Here is a 16,904-nt window from a genome sequence, read left to right on the forward strand (position 1 = left end):
CTTTTTATGGTCTTTGTAGTATAACCATTACGTGCGTTTTGATCCTTTCTAAGATCATGTTTATCATAGTCTAGGTGGGCATTTAACTCACCTTCTAACATACATTCAATTGCACGTTTTTGTAAATACTTAAAAAAGGACGTTAAGTCTTCTTTAGTCTTTAAGCCCTTGAAAACTTCATCGGAGATAATCTTCTTTGTATCCATAACTGTCTAAATATTAAATATATAAAAAAATCTACTTAGTTACCCAAGCAGATTTTTATACTTACACAGTTTATGGTACAGTGTCGTTTTTTCAGGACGAGACACGAAGCACTTTAATTACATCTTCTCCTAAATCACTTTTAATGGTCTTTGTAGTACAACTATTACGTGCGTTTTGATCTTTTCTAAGATCGTGTTTATTATAGTCTAAGTGGGCATTTTACTCACCTTCTAACATACATTCAATTGCACGTTTTTGTAAATACTTAAAAAAAGGAAGATCAAGTCTTGTTTAGTCTTTAAGCCCTTGAAAACTTCATCGGAGATAATTTTCTTTGTATCCATAACTGTCTTAATATTAAATATATAAAAAAACCTGCTTAGTTACCCAAGCAGATTTTTATACTTACACAGTCTATGGTACAGTGTCTATTCTTTCTAAAAAAGGTACCAAATTTTTTTTCGTTTAAAAGCCTCAACTTCTTGTCTTAATTCTGATTCCAATTTTTCTATGTTTTTATACTTCTCTCTTATTTTATAATTGTCTTTTTGGAGCTGAAGAATATCTTCCTGATAAGCTTTTGTAATACTATCTAATTCCTGTTGATATAAATATCTTTGAGGAGTTGGTAATTTTAACTTATCAATTGTCATTAACCAAAATAATCCCCCCATTAAAAGCAGAGATGCACCATAAATTATCATTATATAAGTACGATACTTTTTTATTTGTTCTATACCGCGTGTACTTAAAAAAACTAAAAAAACAAAAATAGATATAGAAACACCGAAAGCTATCATAGTTATTAATGCTTGCAAAAATGACTCTATAAACTTATAAACACTTACTGTACCAACAATAAAAGAAATAATTGCAGTAAAAATGGTTATTGTCTGAATTGACTTATTATTAAGACTTTCTATTTTGGTAACTAAAGTATTATTCTGGTCCCTAATATTCTCACTAAGCTTCCTTCTATCGTATTCGTATTCGCATTTTCTTAAATTACGCTCAACCTCTTGAATCTTCCACTCATTCTCTATAACACTCAAAGGCAGAGAGAAGGACGAGGCGTGATAAACATCTACTCCTTCTATGGTAACAAAACTTTCATCAAACGAAAAATCATAGATTAAATTTAACCCTTGGATGCACCATTGAAAGTTACTTTTACATTTTTCCATACTCTTATAAATTTCAGAAAAATCAATACCCTCAGGCAAATCCTGACTATTATCTTGTAATCTTGAAACTACATAAGTTAAATACTTTAAGTGAATGAAAAAATTATGATTACCTTTTTTATTAAATATTTTCTGCAATCTTTTGTACTCTTTTGTCACATCAACAAAAGTTTTATTTTCGTCAAGAATAAATAAAGAAAAACAATTATTATACAAATAGAACAAACTCTTCTCCTTTAAGTACCCTTTCGTTTCACAAGACTCAATTTGGTCCTTAACTAATAGTAATTTACCTAAGTCCTCATCCTCATCTTTAAGCTTTTTTATACTTAGATAAATTTCATAACTATTTAAATTTTCTTTTTTATCTAAATTTTCTTTTAAAGTATTTATTGCACCTACCTTACCTTCAAAATAATGATACTCTATTTTGTCTATCCATTCCTTATATGATTTATAATAAGGCTCTCCAATTAAGATCTTTTTATCTAAATCAATAATTTCGTCATTCAGTACGATTTTCTCAGAATAGTCATTTCTAATTTTTTCCTTTAGAAAAATCCTATTGTACTTCTGTCTTTTTAACCATTTATATCTAAGTAAATAATACTTATGCTCAAATATCTTACGATGATTAAAAGGAGGATAATCTATTTGAACTTTGTTAAATCTACTATATTGAATTTTTAATTTTTTTAAAAAACCTCTATCATCGGAAATACTGTAATCAAGTATAAATAGATTACAATATTCACAAAGAACCTTTAGCGATTTATTATCCGTTTCTATAAATGTATTATATTTATGAACTACGTGATTGGAAACTTCTGAATAAGATTCAATAATGTTTAAAAATTGAATTAGTATTTTTGAAAACTCTTTAATAAAGGCATTTAATCCTATTACAATTGTAGCTATATTCTGATCCAATTTAAAATTTGAAGTCAAAATTGAATTTGTAAATTCCTCTACTTTTTCTTCAATTTGTTTTTCAACTATATGTATATATTTAACAAAATTTCCTTCTATTATAAAATGCATTAGAAAGGAATCTAGCTTACTGAATACCTCCAAATCTAATTCACTACTAGTTAATTGCCCATTTTCACTATTAGTAATAAAATAATCTTTTAATTCTTTAAAAAAAACGCTAATACAATCTACTTCCAATTCTTTTAATTTACAAGTAATAAAATTTCTCTTCTGTTCGAATATACTTAATATCCATCGGTGCACTATTAACGCCTTCACTTCTTGCCTTGTTAATACTAATTATCCAAGAGGAATATTTATGAGTTAGATTAACTAAATATGAAGCAGAAGCACTTATCAATCTTTTATTTTGTAGCTTTAGTTTTGAAACAAGACTTTCAATTAATTCTTTATCAGTAAAATCTATCTCATGATATTCTAAATTTTGTATAATTAATCCTTCTCTTGTTACTACATCCCTAAGATTCTCTTGAAAATCATTATAAACCTCCATTTCGACCGGCCCTAATGGTAAAGCTGAATATTGGTCGAACCCAAAAGAAATAAGATTATTTTCCTCTTCAGTATCGATTGTACCAAGTAAGAAAAACAATTTCAGAGTTTTTAGAACAGTAAGATCATTATCCTGTGTATTATTTTCTTCAACATACCAATCAAATAACAATTTTAAAATGTATCTAGTCAATATTAATTTTCTGCCCATTTTTTTTTATTTAGAATAAAAAGTCCTGCAATATACTATATTATATAGTACAAATAAGGGAATCTGCATAAAAATAAGAATACATATAATGTTTAACCCCTATAAAGCTAGAGTGTTTTATAATTTTTAAAGTATAATGTTTTAGGCTGTTTTTTTTTGTGTAAAATCAAGTGTTTGTCCATTTTCCATTTCTCCATTGGAGTGATTTTTCCAAGCAAGCCTTGTAGTCTTTTGTTATTATAAAGCACTACTTAATACAGTAACCACAATCCATAAAATCGTCCTCTAAAATATTTTTAATTGGATCTACCACAGTTTATTCATTAACCCATCCTTGGGGTTTATGATAGGTTAATAAAGTAGCTTTATTACCTTTTGGTTTGCCAGAACCCTTTAAATACTAGCTACTTTCGCTTAAGCCAACCCACTGTATTAGTTTAGCTCTACTAACTTGGTATTTACGATAAAAGTTGTCTACCAGATCTTTTTGGGAGCGGATGTCCCAAACTTTTTTTAGAAGTTCACGTTGAACTTCTAACTCTATTTCTTTATTACTTAATAGCTTACAAAGAATCTTATTCTCTTTTTCTGCTTTTTTTAAGTCCTTTTGATTTATCAGATACTACAGGCTTTAATCCTGATTCTCCCTGAGAGTCAAATTTCTTCTTCCATGAGTAATAAGTACCTGTATTAAACTAAGTTTACTACAAATTTCTATTACCCCAATTTCTTCTGATTCCTGTAAAATGGATAGCTTCTCCGATAAGCCCCATTTCTCATATTTCATAATTCCAAAGTTATGTAATTAATTTCACCCCAGCTTATTTAGGGGCTAAAATAGGAAGTCCATAATCTTCACCAAATTTAATAAGAATATTATCTAAAAATGATATAATTTCATTTGGAGTTTTATTTAATTCAGGTAATTTCTTTAGTGGATCTAAAGTACCTATACATCCAAGTAAATAGAATAAAGGGAAAATTTTATATCTGATTGGCTTAAATGTACCTTTTTCAATAACTTTTAGAGCAGCATCTTTATTAGATGTAGTATCTTGAATCCAAATATTATGGATAGAAATGGCTTCTGATGTTAATTGATATTGTTTTACTAATTCTTTTCCCCAATAGAGGTCATTATTTCTGTTTTTACTTCTAGATATTCTAATTTTAATTAATCTGTCATAAAGTAGAACTTCTCCAAGGGTATCCACCCGAGCAAGTACATTCTATAGGATTAAATAATTATTCTATTGTATCTAAGTTAAGTTTTCTGTAGTTATGTAGGTATAGATTCGCAATATCCTTGTGATTGATGGATTGGATATTTTCAAGAACGTATTTTAACCATATATAGGAGGGTACGTCATGTTTTTTCACAGTTTACAAAAAAGGTGTATACCATTGATGCCTTTTGCGCTGTATCATGAGATCCTGCAAAGAGAAAGTTTTTGCGCCCGAGTACTATAGGTCTGATTACATTTTTAACAAGATTGTTGTCTATTCCTAAATTTCCATCGTATAAGTACGTACTTAGATTATCCCATCTACTTTGAGAGTAAACAAAGGCTTTACCTATTTTACTTTTAGGTAAAGTAACTTTAATTTGGGTGAACATATATTTGCCTAGTTCATTGTTTATAGGTAATTTTTATAATCTAAATTCTTTTATTTGCTATGAGGTTAAGTTACTTTCTTTTAGCTTCTCTTTCTATAGCATACAGTTTTTGTATTTGTTCTAGTAAATGCTGGGCTTTATTTTTGTTATTATCTAAGGTTCTTTCAAACTCACGATGAGCATGCACCCAACAGCCAATATGTGTAACACCTGACTTTTGTCCATAAGCTTTGTATTCGCTATAACCAGTGGTTTGCAAATATCCTTGGAAGTTTTCTAATACAGGTAGCTCAGCGCTACTAGCACAAGTTGGGGTGTAATTAAACGCCATCAGCTTAGATGTAAGAGCAAGATAGGTCCAATAATACCCTAGATGAGATTTATCTTTCTTTTTCTCATCCAAAACCTTGATAGTGGTTTCATCTAATTGAAGATAAACTTCGTTTTTAATGTCCATTATAAGTTTCTCATATAGTGGTTTTAAAGCCTCCATACCTTGGGTCGCCCAACCTTCTATAGTAGAAAAAGCTATATCAATGTTCTCTCTTGAGAAGCGTTGTTTCTGTCTATAAAGTGTGTGGGGGGGGGTAGTCCACATATTTATCTACAAGTATGGTGCTTATAAGTCCTTCTGAAGGCATTCATTTACCGATGGTTCTACCTGGAAGCAGTCTAATACTGATTTGTGTGTTTTCTTTGTATTTAGTGGCGTATTTATATCGGATGTATCGCTTGATTTTAAAGTAGTCTAGAACGTAGTCTAATACATCGGTAGTTGCTGTATCTATACATACCTTATCGGATAGAGCACCCTCTGGATAAATTTCTATTTCCTCCAAACGTAAGTGATTATGAAGACTAGCTCTTCCTGGGTGTTTTTCCTTAGATCTAGGATATGTAATCTCTTGTTTAATTACTTCTTCTTGTTCTTCGCAGTGCCCCCCTTCTGTTAAACCACTTTGTCTCCAACTCTCTACATGAGAATACATAATTTCTTGTTTGCTCATCTCTTTATTATTTGAAGCAAACTTACTATCTTAGTTTAGGCTGTCAAGTATCTGGCACGGGTGGATACATTAAAGTAACTATATACCTTTTTGGGTGGTAGTTCATAATTAGGGCAAATGCCTTCTTTAACCCTAAGCCCTAGAAGTAACAAGAAGTGTTATTTTATCTCTTTCGTTAACCCTCGAAATAACCTTGAAAGTTCTAGATCAATTAAAAAACCAACTCGTAGATACAAATAAAGACTTGATTTACTGAGTAAACATCTTGCTTTTTTGGAATTATTTAGTGCTAAAAGTGGACAAGAACCAGTTTGGAGTGGAATATCCACCTTACCAAGGGTTAGAAAACTACTCCAAAGTCGTTAGTTTTTCCTTAAGTACGAGGTAAAATCAAAATATTTTGGAAAAATATTTTATTATAAAAATATTTTTATATGTTTGAAGACAAATTATAAGATTCTTTCTGGATATTTTGAAATATTATAAGTTGTACATATTGAAATCCCTTTTTTAAAAAAATTAGTCGTGGATTAAATTACTTCGTCATATACTAAACTAGTATATTTAAGCATATTATTAACATAAAAAACAATCTATTTAACATATTTATTTTATATAACACCATTATAATCGTTTATTACGACACAAATAGTTATATTATTTCTAAATAAAATATTAGTCGAAATACTTAAACACAACCCAAAAAAGTAACTTTATGAATATAAATAAACAAATGTATTATCACGTATTAATAGAAACAAAAGAAAAGATTGGTAAATCTCAGACAAATAGACAATACTTAGAATTAGACAAAACTAATTTACAAGAGATAGAAGATGATATAATTATTCCTTATTTAGAAAAACAAGTTTTTCAATTTGACGGATATTTTCTTGAACATAAAGATATTATAAGAGTCGTTGTGAAAGAATCTGAGCTGACTTCTAAAGAATGTTCTAGACATGCAAATGATAGCCTAGGTCCTGGAATAATAATGTATATCTCACCTGAAGATACTGTTAAAGGTGATAAATATACAAATGACATAACAAAAGAAGTTTTTAAGAACTCTCAAGAATATATCAAATCAAGTCTTGTTAAGCATGTAACAAAAAAGTCAAGTGGATTGGATAAATCAAAAGTTTTTATAGTTCATGGTCATGATGATTTAGCTAAAAATGAAGTTGCAAGATTTATTGAAAAATTGGGTCTTAAAGCAATTATTTTACATGAACAAGCAAATTCTGGAAAAACCATTATCGAAAAAATTGAAGAATTTTCAAATGTTGGCTTTGGCATTGTACTTTATACCCCATGTGATATTGGAAGCAACAAGAACAATAAGGACGAATTAAAATTCAGAGCTCGTCAAAATGTAGTGTTCGAACATGGATATTTGATTGGAAAAATAGGACGTAACAATGTTTGCGCATTGGTGAAAGATCAGATTGAAACACCAAATGATATTTCGGGAGTTGTCTATATTCCATTAGATTATCACAAAGCTTGGCAAGTAGCTATTGCAAAAGAATTAAGAAATTCTGACTATGAAATTGACATGAATCTTGTCATTCAATAACACATCACCTAACATGTGTTTTAAAAATCGGCTTATTTCTCTTAAGATAGAAACTTAATTTTATAGCCCACAAAAGCCAATATAATCGGCTTTTACCCTAGGTTGTGTTGATTTGAAACTTTTGCTTTCAATTTTCGCCATTCCCCTAGGAATTAATACATCATTAGTGACTTTAAGACGGCACACCAAATGACAGATAGAACAAAAATATTTAACCGACTACTTTTGACAATCATTATAATTTTAGTGATTATGTCCATGATGGCATTGGTAACTATTCATTGGAAATTAAGCAACAAATATTCGTTTTCATTTTCCCCTGACGGTATTAACATATACCTAACTGCATTTGGACAATATAAAGCGCTGTTTACTGCAACCGTTGCGACAATCGCAGCCTACTTTGGACTTCTTCGCTTGAAAGTTGCGACAGATGCTAATATTTACAAATTACAGCAAGACAGATTTTCTGATTGGAAAACGGTGCTTGACATTCGATTTATTGAAATTGAGAAATACGATCCATATATGAAAAGAGAATTTATAAGAGTACGATATAAACTTTTCAAACAACTTTATGACTTTAATTTTTCTATTTCAAATAAAGAACAGCTAACACAAGTTTTTCAGACAAACTTTAAAGACCTTGCAACTTTCTTTGAAACTCAAAATAACAAAAGCGTGAATATGGGGGGAGTTTATCCAAATAATAAATTTTCGTATTCGTTTGACTCATTTTGCTTTCTATTGCTTGGGTGTGTTGACAACATTTATACAGATATTGTAACAGACTTAGAAAATTTGTATCTAGCAACATTACCAACCAACAGAACTATAAACAATGAAATGTATAAGATAGCTTACAAAAGAAATTTAAAGATGAAATAAGCACTTTTTAAATAAAAATCAAATTAAAAATATACGAGATTGTGAATTCATGCCGTTAAATGGAATTCAAGAACTTTTATATAAACCACAAAAACAGAATTCCTAATAACATATATTTTTGCAAAATGGCCTCTGTAGTGAAAAATAGACCCTACTCCAATTTAAGCCCCAAAAGTCATAAATTTGTTTCCGCCCGAGCCCCATCTTGTCTAGCATAACCAAAGGTTTTAAGTATGACTGTAAATAGTATAGTTGTGAGCAAACAAGAGATTATGATCCAACATGTAAAGAATTGGAAGCAAAGTGGTTTAACATAAAGTGCTTATTATGAGGGTCAAAATATAAAACGCCCCACCTTTAATTATTGGCTAAAAAGACTAGATTTAAAGAAACTTTCTGTTACTGCGTTATCCCAGCAATTACCTTTACCACTCATGCTTCTTATTACCCCAAAGGAATCCAAGTAATTAATGAATTTTGTATTTGCATATTGAACACCTTGGTCAGAATAATATATTAGCCCCTAAATAAGCTGGAGTGAAATTAATAAATTAATTACATAACTTTGGACTTATGAAATACAAGAAATGGAGCTTATCGGAAAAGCTATCAATTTTACAGGAAGCAGAAGAATACGGGGCAATAGAAACTTGTCGTAAACACAGTTTAAGTACAGGTACTTTCTACTCATGGAAGAAGAAATTCGATTCTCAGGGAGAATCGGGATTAAAGCCTGCTGTATCTGATAAATCAAAAGAACTTAAAAAAGCAGAAGAAGAGAATAAGATTCTTCGTAAGCTTCTAAGTGATAAAGAAATAGAGCTAGAAGTTCAACGTGAACTACTAAAAAAAAAGTTTGGGACATCCGATCCAAAAAAGATCTGGTAGACAGCTTTTATGCTAAATACCAAGTTAGTAGAGCTAAACTAATACTTTGGGTTGGCTTAAGTGAAAGTACCTACTATTTCAAAGGTTCTGGCAAACCAAAAGGTAATAAAGCTACTTTATTAACCTATCATAAAACCAGAGGATGGGTTAATGAACAAGCTGTTATAGAGTCAATTAAAGAGCTTTTAGAGGACGATTTTATGGATTGTGGTTACCGTATAATGAGCGAGTATCTTAAACGCGATGGATACACTATTAATCATAAAAAAGTATACCGTATCATGAAATCTGCTAAGCTTTTACAAACTCGTATAACTAGAGATCATTCCGATAAGAAATATGTTCAGCATCGTAAGGTAAAGACTACAAGACCTTTAGAATGTATCGAAATGGATATTAAAATGGTATGGATACCACAAAAGGGAAAAAATGCGTACTTACTTTCTGTAATTGACGTACACAGTCGTAGAATATTAAAAGACTACTTCAGCTTTAATATTAAACAAAAACAGGTAATAGAACTACTATCAGATCTTTTTGAGGAGTTAGATTACCCTGAAAATGTAGTGATTAGATCAGATAACGGAAGTCAGTTTATTGCTAAAAATGTAAGAGAATATCTTTCTTTAGTAGGTGTATCACAGGAGTTTACACACGTAGCAACACCAGAGGAAAACGCTCATATAGAAGCCTACCATGGTACTTTAAGGAGAGAAGTTTTTACCAAGTTCGAATACTTTACTTTTGGACAAATAGAACAAATATTAAAGAACTACGTAGTGTTTTATAATAACAAAAGACTACATGGCTTGCTTGGAAAAATCACTCCGATGGAGAAATGGGAAATGGATAAACACTTGATTTTAAGCAAGAAAAAAGCAGCCTAAAACATTATACTTTAAAAACTTAAAAATACTCTAGGTTTATAGGGGTCAAAACAAATAACAGATTAATTCTTTATTAAAAGTACTGTTTTTCTTAGCCATTTTAAAGGCTACAAGGATTGTGTTGTCTGTAGTAATACGAAATTCCTTCGCTAGCTTACTCTTTAATCCTAACTCTTTGATATACTTAGCTACATTTGGTTCCGATATCTTAATTCCTCTAACTTTTAATTCAGCAGTTAATCGAAGACTCCCATAGCGTTGTCTAAACTCAAAGTAAACGTCTGATATAGTTTGTTTAAGATCTTCTTTAGCTTGCTTTTGGTTATCTTTTGGAGAACGCATCCAATGATAATAACTACTAGCACTGACCTCTAATACCTGACACATTTTTCCAATCGAGAATTCACTTTTATAATCGCAGATGAAAGTGTAAATCATTTGTCGGTTTTGGAGAAAATACCTAGAGTTTTTCTAATATTTCGTGTTCTAATTCAACATCGTCTGGCTTCTTTTCAAGCTCTCTAATTCTTTCTTGTTCTGGGGTAAGTTTTAGATTACCATTTCAGGAAAACTACCTTGACCAAATTCCTTTTCTTCCGAACATCATTTGTATAATAATGTTGGGCTGATACCTAACTCCCTAGCTAATTCAGATTAATTTTTTCTTTCGTTAGCTAATTTTACTGCATGACGTTTAAATTCAGCACCATAGTTTTTTCTTGTACAACACAAATTTCAAAGATAAGTTTTTAGCTTAACTTACTCTCCGAACAAAGTTATGAACCCCAATACTCCATCTAAAATATATCCTGCTTGAAATTTCATTCTAATAAAATATCTTTCTAAATAATCGTTAAAATTACAAAATAGGAAAAAAGCCCCACCAACCACTTTATAAAATAAAATTTTCACAAGTACGAAGAAAGCTATTAAAGAAAAACTTTCAGCTTCTATCATATTTATTTTTGCTTTTATTTAAATAAATCAAAAAGTAAACCTCACACGCAAAAGTATTTGCGATGGGCGAATAGTATACTTACTTGAAGTGGTTTGTATTTCATTTATGATTACCTGGCTATACTCTTTTTGGTTTAATATATTTTGCCATTCTAGCTCTAAGTCAATCTTTCTTTTATTCCATTGATAGCGGTATTGTAAATCCATAAAACGATTGGCGAATACCTGTGAATTAAATACGCTTTCTCTGTAGTCTAATCCATAACTAATACTATGACTCTCTAGAGGAATAACATCTACTTTTACTACAGAGGAGTTCTGGTAGGTATATACTTTAGTATTCAAGCTATTTCTGCTATTTTGTCCATAGGAAAACTCATAGTTTACATTCAGCCATGACAGATAGTTATTCGTTAAACTAAGGCTATAAGAAGTATTATTGTTTTTTACTTTAGAGAACTCCTTATTTAAAATTACATAGCTTTTACTATGCCTATTATTAAATCCTAGCTTTACGTTGGTGGATAGATCACTAAAGAATTTACCCAAAGTTACGGAAGTAGTTAAGGACGTAGTAGTGTTATCTTTATCTATTGCCTTTATAATCTGCTGTCCGTTTTCTTGTATTTCTTGACTTAGCAATATATTCTTATCAACGGTAAAATATAACGCTCTAGCATTTGCAAAAATTCCATTAAAAGGGTTTTTAAACTCTACAACTGCATTGTTTGACCAAGTTCTACTGTCGTGTATTTTACTTTGGTAAGCAGAGAAGTTCAATCCTGAAAATACGAAATTAGGATATAGTTGATTAAGGGGTGTAAAACTCTTAGAAAGACTTGACCCTCCTCTTAATGTCCACATAGAGTTAAGCGTATAGTTTAACTGGGCAGAAGGCAAAAAGTTAAACTGGTTTTTACTATTTCTATCCTTTTCTACCTTATCCTTTAAGCTAAAATTATACATAGCTAGAGGAAGAGAAAATCTCAGCTTCCATTTTCTACTCTCAAAAGAAAGAGAATTACTTAATTCATTAATTACCTGGGAATAGGAAAGGTCGTTAGTATAACTAGGAGTAAATAAGTTCTCCATCCCATTATCTATTCCGAATAACTTAGTATTAAAATCAGCCGACTCATATTGAATACTGTACTCACTTGTTAGCGTCCATCTTTTAATCACCCAAGACATAGAAATAGCGTTATGGGTATAGAAGTTCTTGTGATCATAACGCTGCTTAAATTCATTATACCCCTGTATCAAAGGATCGTTGAGAATTAGATTACCATGGGTCTCTACAAAATAGTTTTGTTTGTCCTGCCCGTAGTCTACCAAACTTCTAAAGTTAGCAAACCGTTTACTTCCCACAGGGATTAGACTTGAAAAGGTGTTTTGTATATTAAAATTAGGAAAAGTAAGACTTTGATTAATTGGCTCCTTATTTAAAAGCATTAAGGATCTGTCCTTATTGTGCTTTACATCAAAGGTTAAAATATTCTTGATATAGTTTTCTTTAGTATTTTTTGTAATGGTGAACTTCGCTTGTAGATCTTGTGAGAATAAATGGTTATCGTTTTCTCTTTGGTAAACAATTGGATCAAAGCTACCTGTAACAGGATTATACATCGCAATGCTTGTGGTTTGTGATGCGTCTTGCTTGATATAGTTATTGTAATAATAAATATTGGTATTTAGAGTTGTATTCCCTTTAAATTCATTTAAAAAGTTAGCCGATACTGCATTGGTTTTATTGTTTAAATAACGCTTTTGACTAATCGAAGGATTACCTAATGTAGCAATAGAAAGAAGCTTAGTGCTTGCTTTGACATATCGAAATGCATCAAAGGACTGGGCTATAGAAAAATTAACGAACCTTTGTTGGGGTTGAAATCCTGCATTGTTAGAATCAAAACTGATTAAAAACTGCAGACCTTTACTAAAAAACATAGGAGAGGCAATAAGATTGTATATAAACGGATCACCACCTACCGCTACATTACCACTACCCGACAGACTCACTTTGTTTTTTAATCGGATATTAATAGCAGGATTAGAGGAAGGAATCTTTCCTTCTAACATTTTTATAGGTTGATGGTTTTCATAGACTTCTAGCTTACTTATATGTAAGTTCGGCAATGCTTTTGTAATAGCGGAGTAACTACCTTGCATTAAGTCTTTACCTTCTACATAGAATTTATTAATACGTTCTCCTTGGTATTGAATCTCTCCGCTTTCTAATACTTCCATACCAGGCATCTTTTTAAGTACATCCTGTAATACTCTATCGTTCTTACTGGCGAAAGAATTTAAATCAAATACAATGGTATCGTTTTTTTGTATAATGGGAGAAGCCTTTATAAATATCTCCTCTAACTTTGTTTCCATAGGATCAAGCAAGATTGGAAAAACTTGGCTCTCCGCAACAATAGTAGTCTCAAACCTTTGGTAATTAAACAATAAACTACGCAAAACAATCTCTTTAAGCTCGGTCTGTAAAGAAAGAGTATAATTACCACTCTGATCGGAAGTAGTATAAGTTAGTACAGCATTTGTTGCAGGATCAATAAGGGAAACACTTGCACCTTTTAATACTTTACCGTATGAGTCAATGACATTACCTTGTACTTCTACTTTAACTTGAGCATAAGTAGTTATAGACAATAAAAATAAACAAATAATAAAAAAATACTTTGCCATAGGTAAGTCAAATAGTTAAGCAAGCAAGAACAAAGTGTTTGTTCTTACTTCCTTAATGCTGAGATTAAAACATTTAGAAAACTTCTCAAGATAAGAAAGGATAGGTATTCAAAAGTTCCATGGTTTTGAATATCTATTTTATAGTTGATCCTATAATACTGTCTTTTCTAAGAATTAGAATACGCCAAGAAACGAAACCTAGAAAATGAATACGTTAAGAATTATTTTCCATCTTAGTAAAGACACAAGCTACTATAGTTACTCTAACCTTAACAGATAACTTCAAAGTTTAATTATTGCATATAAATATCATTTCTAGAATCTCCTATTTTAGAACTAAGACCTGCTCTACCAGCTTCTCCTATCTTGATTCCTTTGTCTTCTAACATTTGCAAACCGGTTTTATTATCATTTATTTTTATAGCCTTATCGACAGTTTTTCTGCTATTTTCACTGTATTTATCTAAGGCTAAAACCTGCCAATCTAATTCTGCACTTTTTCCACTTAAAAGCTCAAATACGTAGTGCTCTTGTGAATCCCATGCTTTAACTACCATACCAGGTAAATTAGTAAACACATATGGCCCCGATTGCACTGGTATATCTTGAGTGAATAAAACAGTCCACTCTCTACCTCCATAGCTTGTTGTAGCTTGTTGCACACTATACTCATTCCAAGACTCTACTTGTGGGTTTATTTCCCACTTAATCTGCTCTTTAGGCTCTTTAATTACATAAAACAAATCTTTATTAAGATCATCATAAAAACGATTCTCATCCCCCTGTGAAACCACTATCCAAGTAAAGACAGGTCTAAAACCTAATGTTATTGCTCCTCTTTCCTGAGGTGAAAGTCCTGGTTTGGCATTCATTCTTGCATAATTCCTTTTATAATTTTCAGTGTCATAAAAAACCATAGCGTCCCCTACTATATCCAATGCGCATATTCCGCTTGAAACTCTATCTAAGTCTTTCTTAGATTTCTTTGCAGATACCGCATATTCGAATCTGGTCACATTTTGCTTCTCCTTAGGTTCTTGAGCAAAAACACCAAGAGATAAAAAGCTTAAAGATAAAATTACAATTTGTTGCATACTTAAATATTTTAATAGAGTAGTCCGTTAGGAAAAGGCCTCATCTGACTGGTTGTTTTCTTACATTAGAGACTAAATTAGCTTTCCACGTCAAAGTACGATAGGCTTAATTTGACCTTTTTTTTGGGTGATTTACTTTAACATAGTATTATGCTATTATCGCTGCTAATAGAAACCATAACTATTACTTAGAACCACTTTTCACTTATTAGCTTCCCCCACGGGTTACACAAGATCTAAATAAAATCCACCTAGTATTATTTACTATACTAGAGGGAAACAAACACCTAAATGATAGTTAATTTTATTATAAATTAATTATTTCAAACAAAACCTAAATATATAAAATTAACTTTATAACAATAATCAATCACAATAATAAATACAATTAAACAAAACAAACACAAATATCTTAATCAAAAAGATATACTTCATTAGAAGAAAATTAATTCAATTACTATTACGTTGATAAATACAATAATATGCTTGGAGTATATTATAACTACGCTTAATGCAAGCCAGGGGTATTAAACTTTAGAGTATCAAAATACAACGATATAAACCTTTGTATTTAATCAATAATGTAATTATAGGATCTACTTCGTTTTTGTTTTGACCGATTACTAAACTCGAATTGTCTAATGAAAAATAAATTAAATATGCAGATTGTTTTAAAAAACACCTTTTTTTTCCTGTGCTTGGCTTTATATGGGAGCAGCTGCTTTTCACAAGCATTAAATGAAGAAGACAATAACTTATTGTATAGTGATATAATACAAAAACCAATTATAGCTTTAGGAGATGCCACTCATTCCGATTACGCGGCGAGTAAACTAAGAGTGGATTTAATGAAGGACTTAATTGAAAACCATAACTACACCATAATTGCTGTTGAATCTAATCTTTATGAGCTATATAAAGCTTATGAGGATTTTAAAACTTCTTCCAATATAAAAGAGCTTAACACCTCCATCTATAGAATGGTACAAAATGAGCACCTAGATGAACTCTTCTTTTATATCAAAGACCAAAATGAAAAAGGAAAAAATATCAAAGTATTTGGTTTTGACTCTAATCTATCTGCAGATGACTCTCATGCCGTTTTAACCCAGGCAATGCAGAAGAACTTAAAAAAAACAGAAATCGAATGTGAACAGGTAGACTTCGAGTCATTTTCAAAGGCATTTAAAAGATTAACCCCTACAAATCTAAAAGCCCTTTTACGCACCACTAAAGATTATACTACTGTCTATGATTATCTAAGTTGCTATTTAAACCAAGAAGAAGCAACAGATGATTCTAATGAAGTATTACATAAAGCCTTAGCCAATCTACATGTAAACATAGAAGATAGAAACAATGGTAAACTTAGTGATGTTACAAGGGATTCTCTAATGTTTAATAATATTGCATACTTAAAAGATAAATATCCACAAGAGAAAATGATTTTATTTGGTTCTACAAGTCACTTTATTAAAAGTCCAAATACGATTTCCTCTAAATATTTATCCATTCCTAGTTGGAAATCTCTAGGACAACGACTGAATGAGGCATATCCACAGGAATATTTTTTTATTGCCTATACCTTAGTTTCTGGAAACACAAGAGGTTATTTTGGAAAGAAAGTGAAACTATCCAAATTAAAAGCTAATTCCATAGAAAACACAGTTGATCAAAGATATGATTCCAACGATCACACTATGTATTTAAGTATCAATAGGGATAAGCCCACTTTAGATAATAGTGATACTTCTCGTATGATGGGTAATACCTTTATGGAAATGGATATAGCTAGCAATGTAGATGGACTCTTTCTAATTCGAAATGCTAATATGGATTAATATATAGTATGTCTTTATAGATATATAATGAAGGCTTACTTATAAATATAAAGTACAAAGATACTAGAGATTTAGTCAACACCAGCTTACAGTACATAGACATTACTTAGGTTTTAATCAGTAACTTTTTAAAAGCTGCTGGTTAAAAAGATTTCAAAGAAAAAAATGCTATTCTAATTTAAAGCCTTGAGCTTTAAAATGGAAACGGCACTGTATCTTTAAGTGTGTAAGTTCAAAAATAAGCTTGGGTTAGGTTTTGTTTAAAGTCTAACCCTATCTTTATATAGGATCATAAATTGGTCTAATATTATTCCCCAGTTTCTTACTGGCATAGTCCATTTTCTAGTAGCTTCTCTTACAG

General features: G+C 30.8%; 16 protein-coding genes and 2 pseudogenes. 5 read left to right on the top strand and 13 right to left on the bottom strand.

What is annotated here, in order from left to right:
• From ACYSNM_RS12985 to ACYSNM_RS13020, 8 genes and pseudogenes are all read right to left on the bottom strand, one after another.
• Window positions 1-206: pseudogene (locus tag ACYSNM_RS12985) on the bottom strand (IS256 family transposase); the annotation flags it as partial.
• A gap of 438 nt (window positions 207-644) precedes the next feature.
• Window positions 645-2,561 (bottom strand): hypothetical protein, encoded by a 1,917-nt coding sequence (locus tag ACYSNM_RS12990; protein WP_461757305.1) that lies wholly within the window; start codon window positions 2,559-2,561, stop codon window positions 645-647.
• A 10-nt stretch (window positions 2,562-2,571) separates the two neighbouring features.
• Window positions 2,572-3,087, bottom strand: a complete 516-nt coding sequence (locus ACYSNM_RS12995) for a hypothetical protein (RefSeq protein WP_461757306.1) — start codon at window positions 3,085-3,087, stop codon at window positions 2,572-2,574.
• A gap of 631 nt (window positions 3,088-3,718) precedes the next feature.
• Window positions 3,719-3,874, bottom strand: coding sequence for a hypothetical protein (locus ACYSNM_RS13000; protein WP_461757307.1), 156 nt, complete (start codon window positions 3,872-3,874; stop codon window positions 3,719-3,721).
• A 34-nt stretch (window positions 3,875-3,908) separates the two neighbouring features.
• On the bottom strand, window positions 3,909-4,301 hold the full coding sequence (locus ACYSNM_RS13005; protein ID WP_461757308.1) for a hypothetical protein: 393 nt from the start codon (window positions 4,299-4,301) through the stop codon (window positions 3,909-3,911).
• A gap of 152 nt (window positions 4,302-4,453) precedes the next feature.
• A complete protein-coding gene (locus ACYSNM_RS13010; protein WP_461757309.1) occupies window positions 4,454-4,705 on the bottom strand; it encodes an IS66 family transposase in 252 nt (83 codons plus the stop codon).
• A gap of 70 nt (window positions 4,706-4,775) precedes the next feature.
• A complete protein-coding gene (locus tag ACYSNM_RS13015) occupies window positions 4,776-5,303 on the bottom strand; it encodes an IS66 family transposase (RefSeq protein WP_461757310.1) in 528 nt (175 codons plus the stop codon).
• 43 nt (window positions 5,304-5,346) lie between these two features.
• A complete protein-coding gene (locus ACYSNM_RS13020) occupies window positions 5,347-5,712 on the bottom strand; it encodes a hypothetical protein (protein ID WP_461757311.1) in 366 nt (121 codons plus the stop codon).
• A 715-nt stretch (window positions 5,713-6,427) separates the two neighbouring features.
• Between ACYSNM_RS13020 and ACYSNM_RS13025 the strand changes: the two genes are divergently transcribed.
• Entirely contained in the window at window positions 6,428-7,291 is an 864-nt protein-coding gene (locus ACYSNM_RS13025) for a TIR domain-containing protein (protein WP_461757312.1), read from the top strand.
• A gap of 189 nt (window positions 7,292-7,480) precedes the next feature.
• The gene (locus ACYSNM_RS13030) at window positions 7,481-8,179 is read left to right on the top strand and encodes a hypothetical protein (RefSeq protein WP_461757313.1); all 699 of its coding nucleotides are present in this window, start codon (window positions 7,481-7,483) and stop codon (window positions 8,177-8,179) included.
• Between the two features lie 379 nt (window positions 8,180-8,558).
• On the opposite strand, the pseudogene ACYSNM_RS13035 reads toward ACYSNM_RS13030, so the two are convergent.
• Window positions 8,559-8,702, bottom strand: a pseudogene (locus ACYSNM_RS13035) (IS3 family transposase); the annotation flags it as partial.
• Window positions 8,703-8,752: 50 nt separating this feature from the next.
• Between ACYSNM_RS13035 and ACYSNM_RS13040 the strand changes: the two are divergent.
• Complete coding sequence (locus ACYSNM_RS13040; RefSeq protein ID WP_461755075.1) at window positions 8,753-9,067, top strand: transposase; 315 nt, start codon at window positions 8,753-8,755, stop codon at window positions 9,065-9,067.
• Complete coding sequence (locus ACYSNM_RS13045) at window positions 9,061-9,954, top strand: IS3 family transposase (RefSeq protein ID WP_461757319.1); 894 nt, start codon at window positions 9,061-9,063, stop codon at window positions 9,952-9,954. Before ACYSNM_RS13040 ends, ACYSNM_RS13045 begins: the two co-directional genes overlap by 7 nt.
• 45 nt (window positions 9,955-9,999) lie before the next feature.
• Here the strand turns inward: ACYSNM_RS13045 and ACYSNM_RS13050 are convergent, their stop codons facing one another.
• The 4 genes from ACYSNM_RS13050 to ACYSNM_RS13065 all read right to left on the bottom strand — a co-directional run bounded on the left by ACYSNM_RS13050 (window position 10,000) and on the right by ACYSNM_RS13065 (window position 14,702).
• Window positions 10,000-10,392 carry an IS3 family transposase gene (locus tag ACYSNM_RS13050; protein ID WP_461757314.1) on the bottom strand — a complete coding sequence of 131 codons (393 nt, stop codon included), beginning with the start codon at window positions 10,390-10,392 and terminating at the stop codon, window positions 10,000-10,002.
• 321 nt (window positions 10,393-10,713) lie between these two features.
• A complete protein-coding gene (locus tag ACYSNM_RS13055) occupies window positions 10,714-10,911 on the bottom strand; it encodes a hypothetical protein (protein ID WP_461757315.1) in 198 nt (65 codons plus the stop codon).
• Between the two features lie 27 nt (window positions 10,912-10,938).
• On the bottom strand, window positions 10,939-13,608 hold the full coding sequence (locus tag ACYSNM_RS13060) for a hypothetical protein (RefSeq protein ID WP_461757316.1): 2,670 nt from the start codon (window positions 13,606-13,608) through the stop codon (window positions 10,939-10,941).
• A 293-nt stretch (window positions 13,609-13,901) separates the two neighbouring features.
• Window positions 13,902-14,702 (bottom strand): GLPGLI family protein, encoded by an 801-nt coding sequence (locus ACYSNM_RS13065; protein WP_461757317.1) that lies wholly within the window; start codon window positions 14,700-14,702, stop codon window positions 13,902-13,904.
• Between the two features lie 641 nt (window positions 14,703-15,343).
• Here ACYSNM_RS13065 and ACYSNM_RS13070 point away from each other — a divergent pair.
• Entirely contained in the window at window positions 15,344-16,543 is a 1,200-nt protein-coding gene (locus ACYSNM_RS13070; protein ID WP_461757318.1) for an erythromycin esterase family protein, read from the top strand.
• Window positions 16,544-16,904 lie beyond the last annotated feature (361 nt).

It is taken from the genome of Myroides sp. LJL116 (assembly GCF_054871685.1).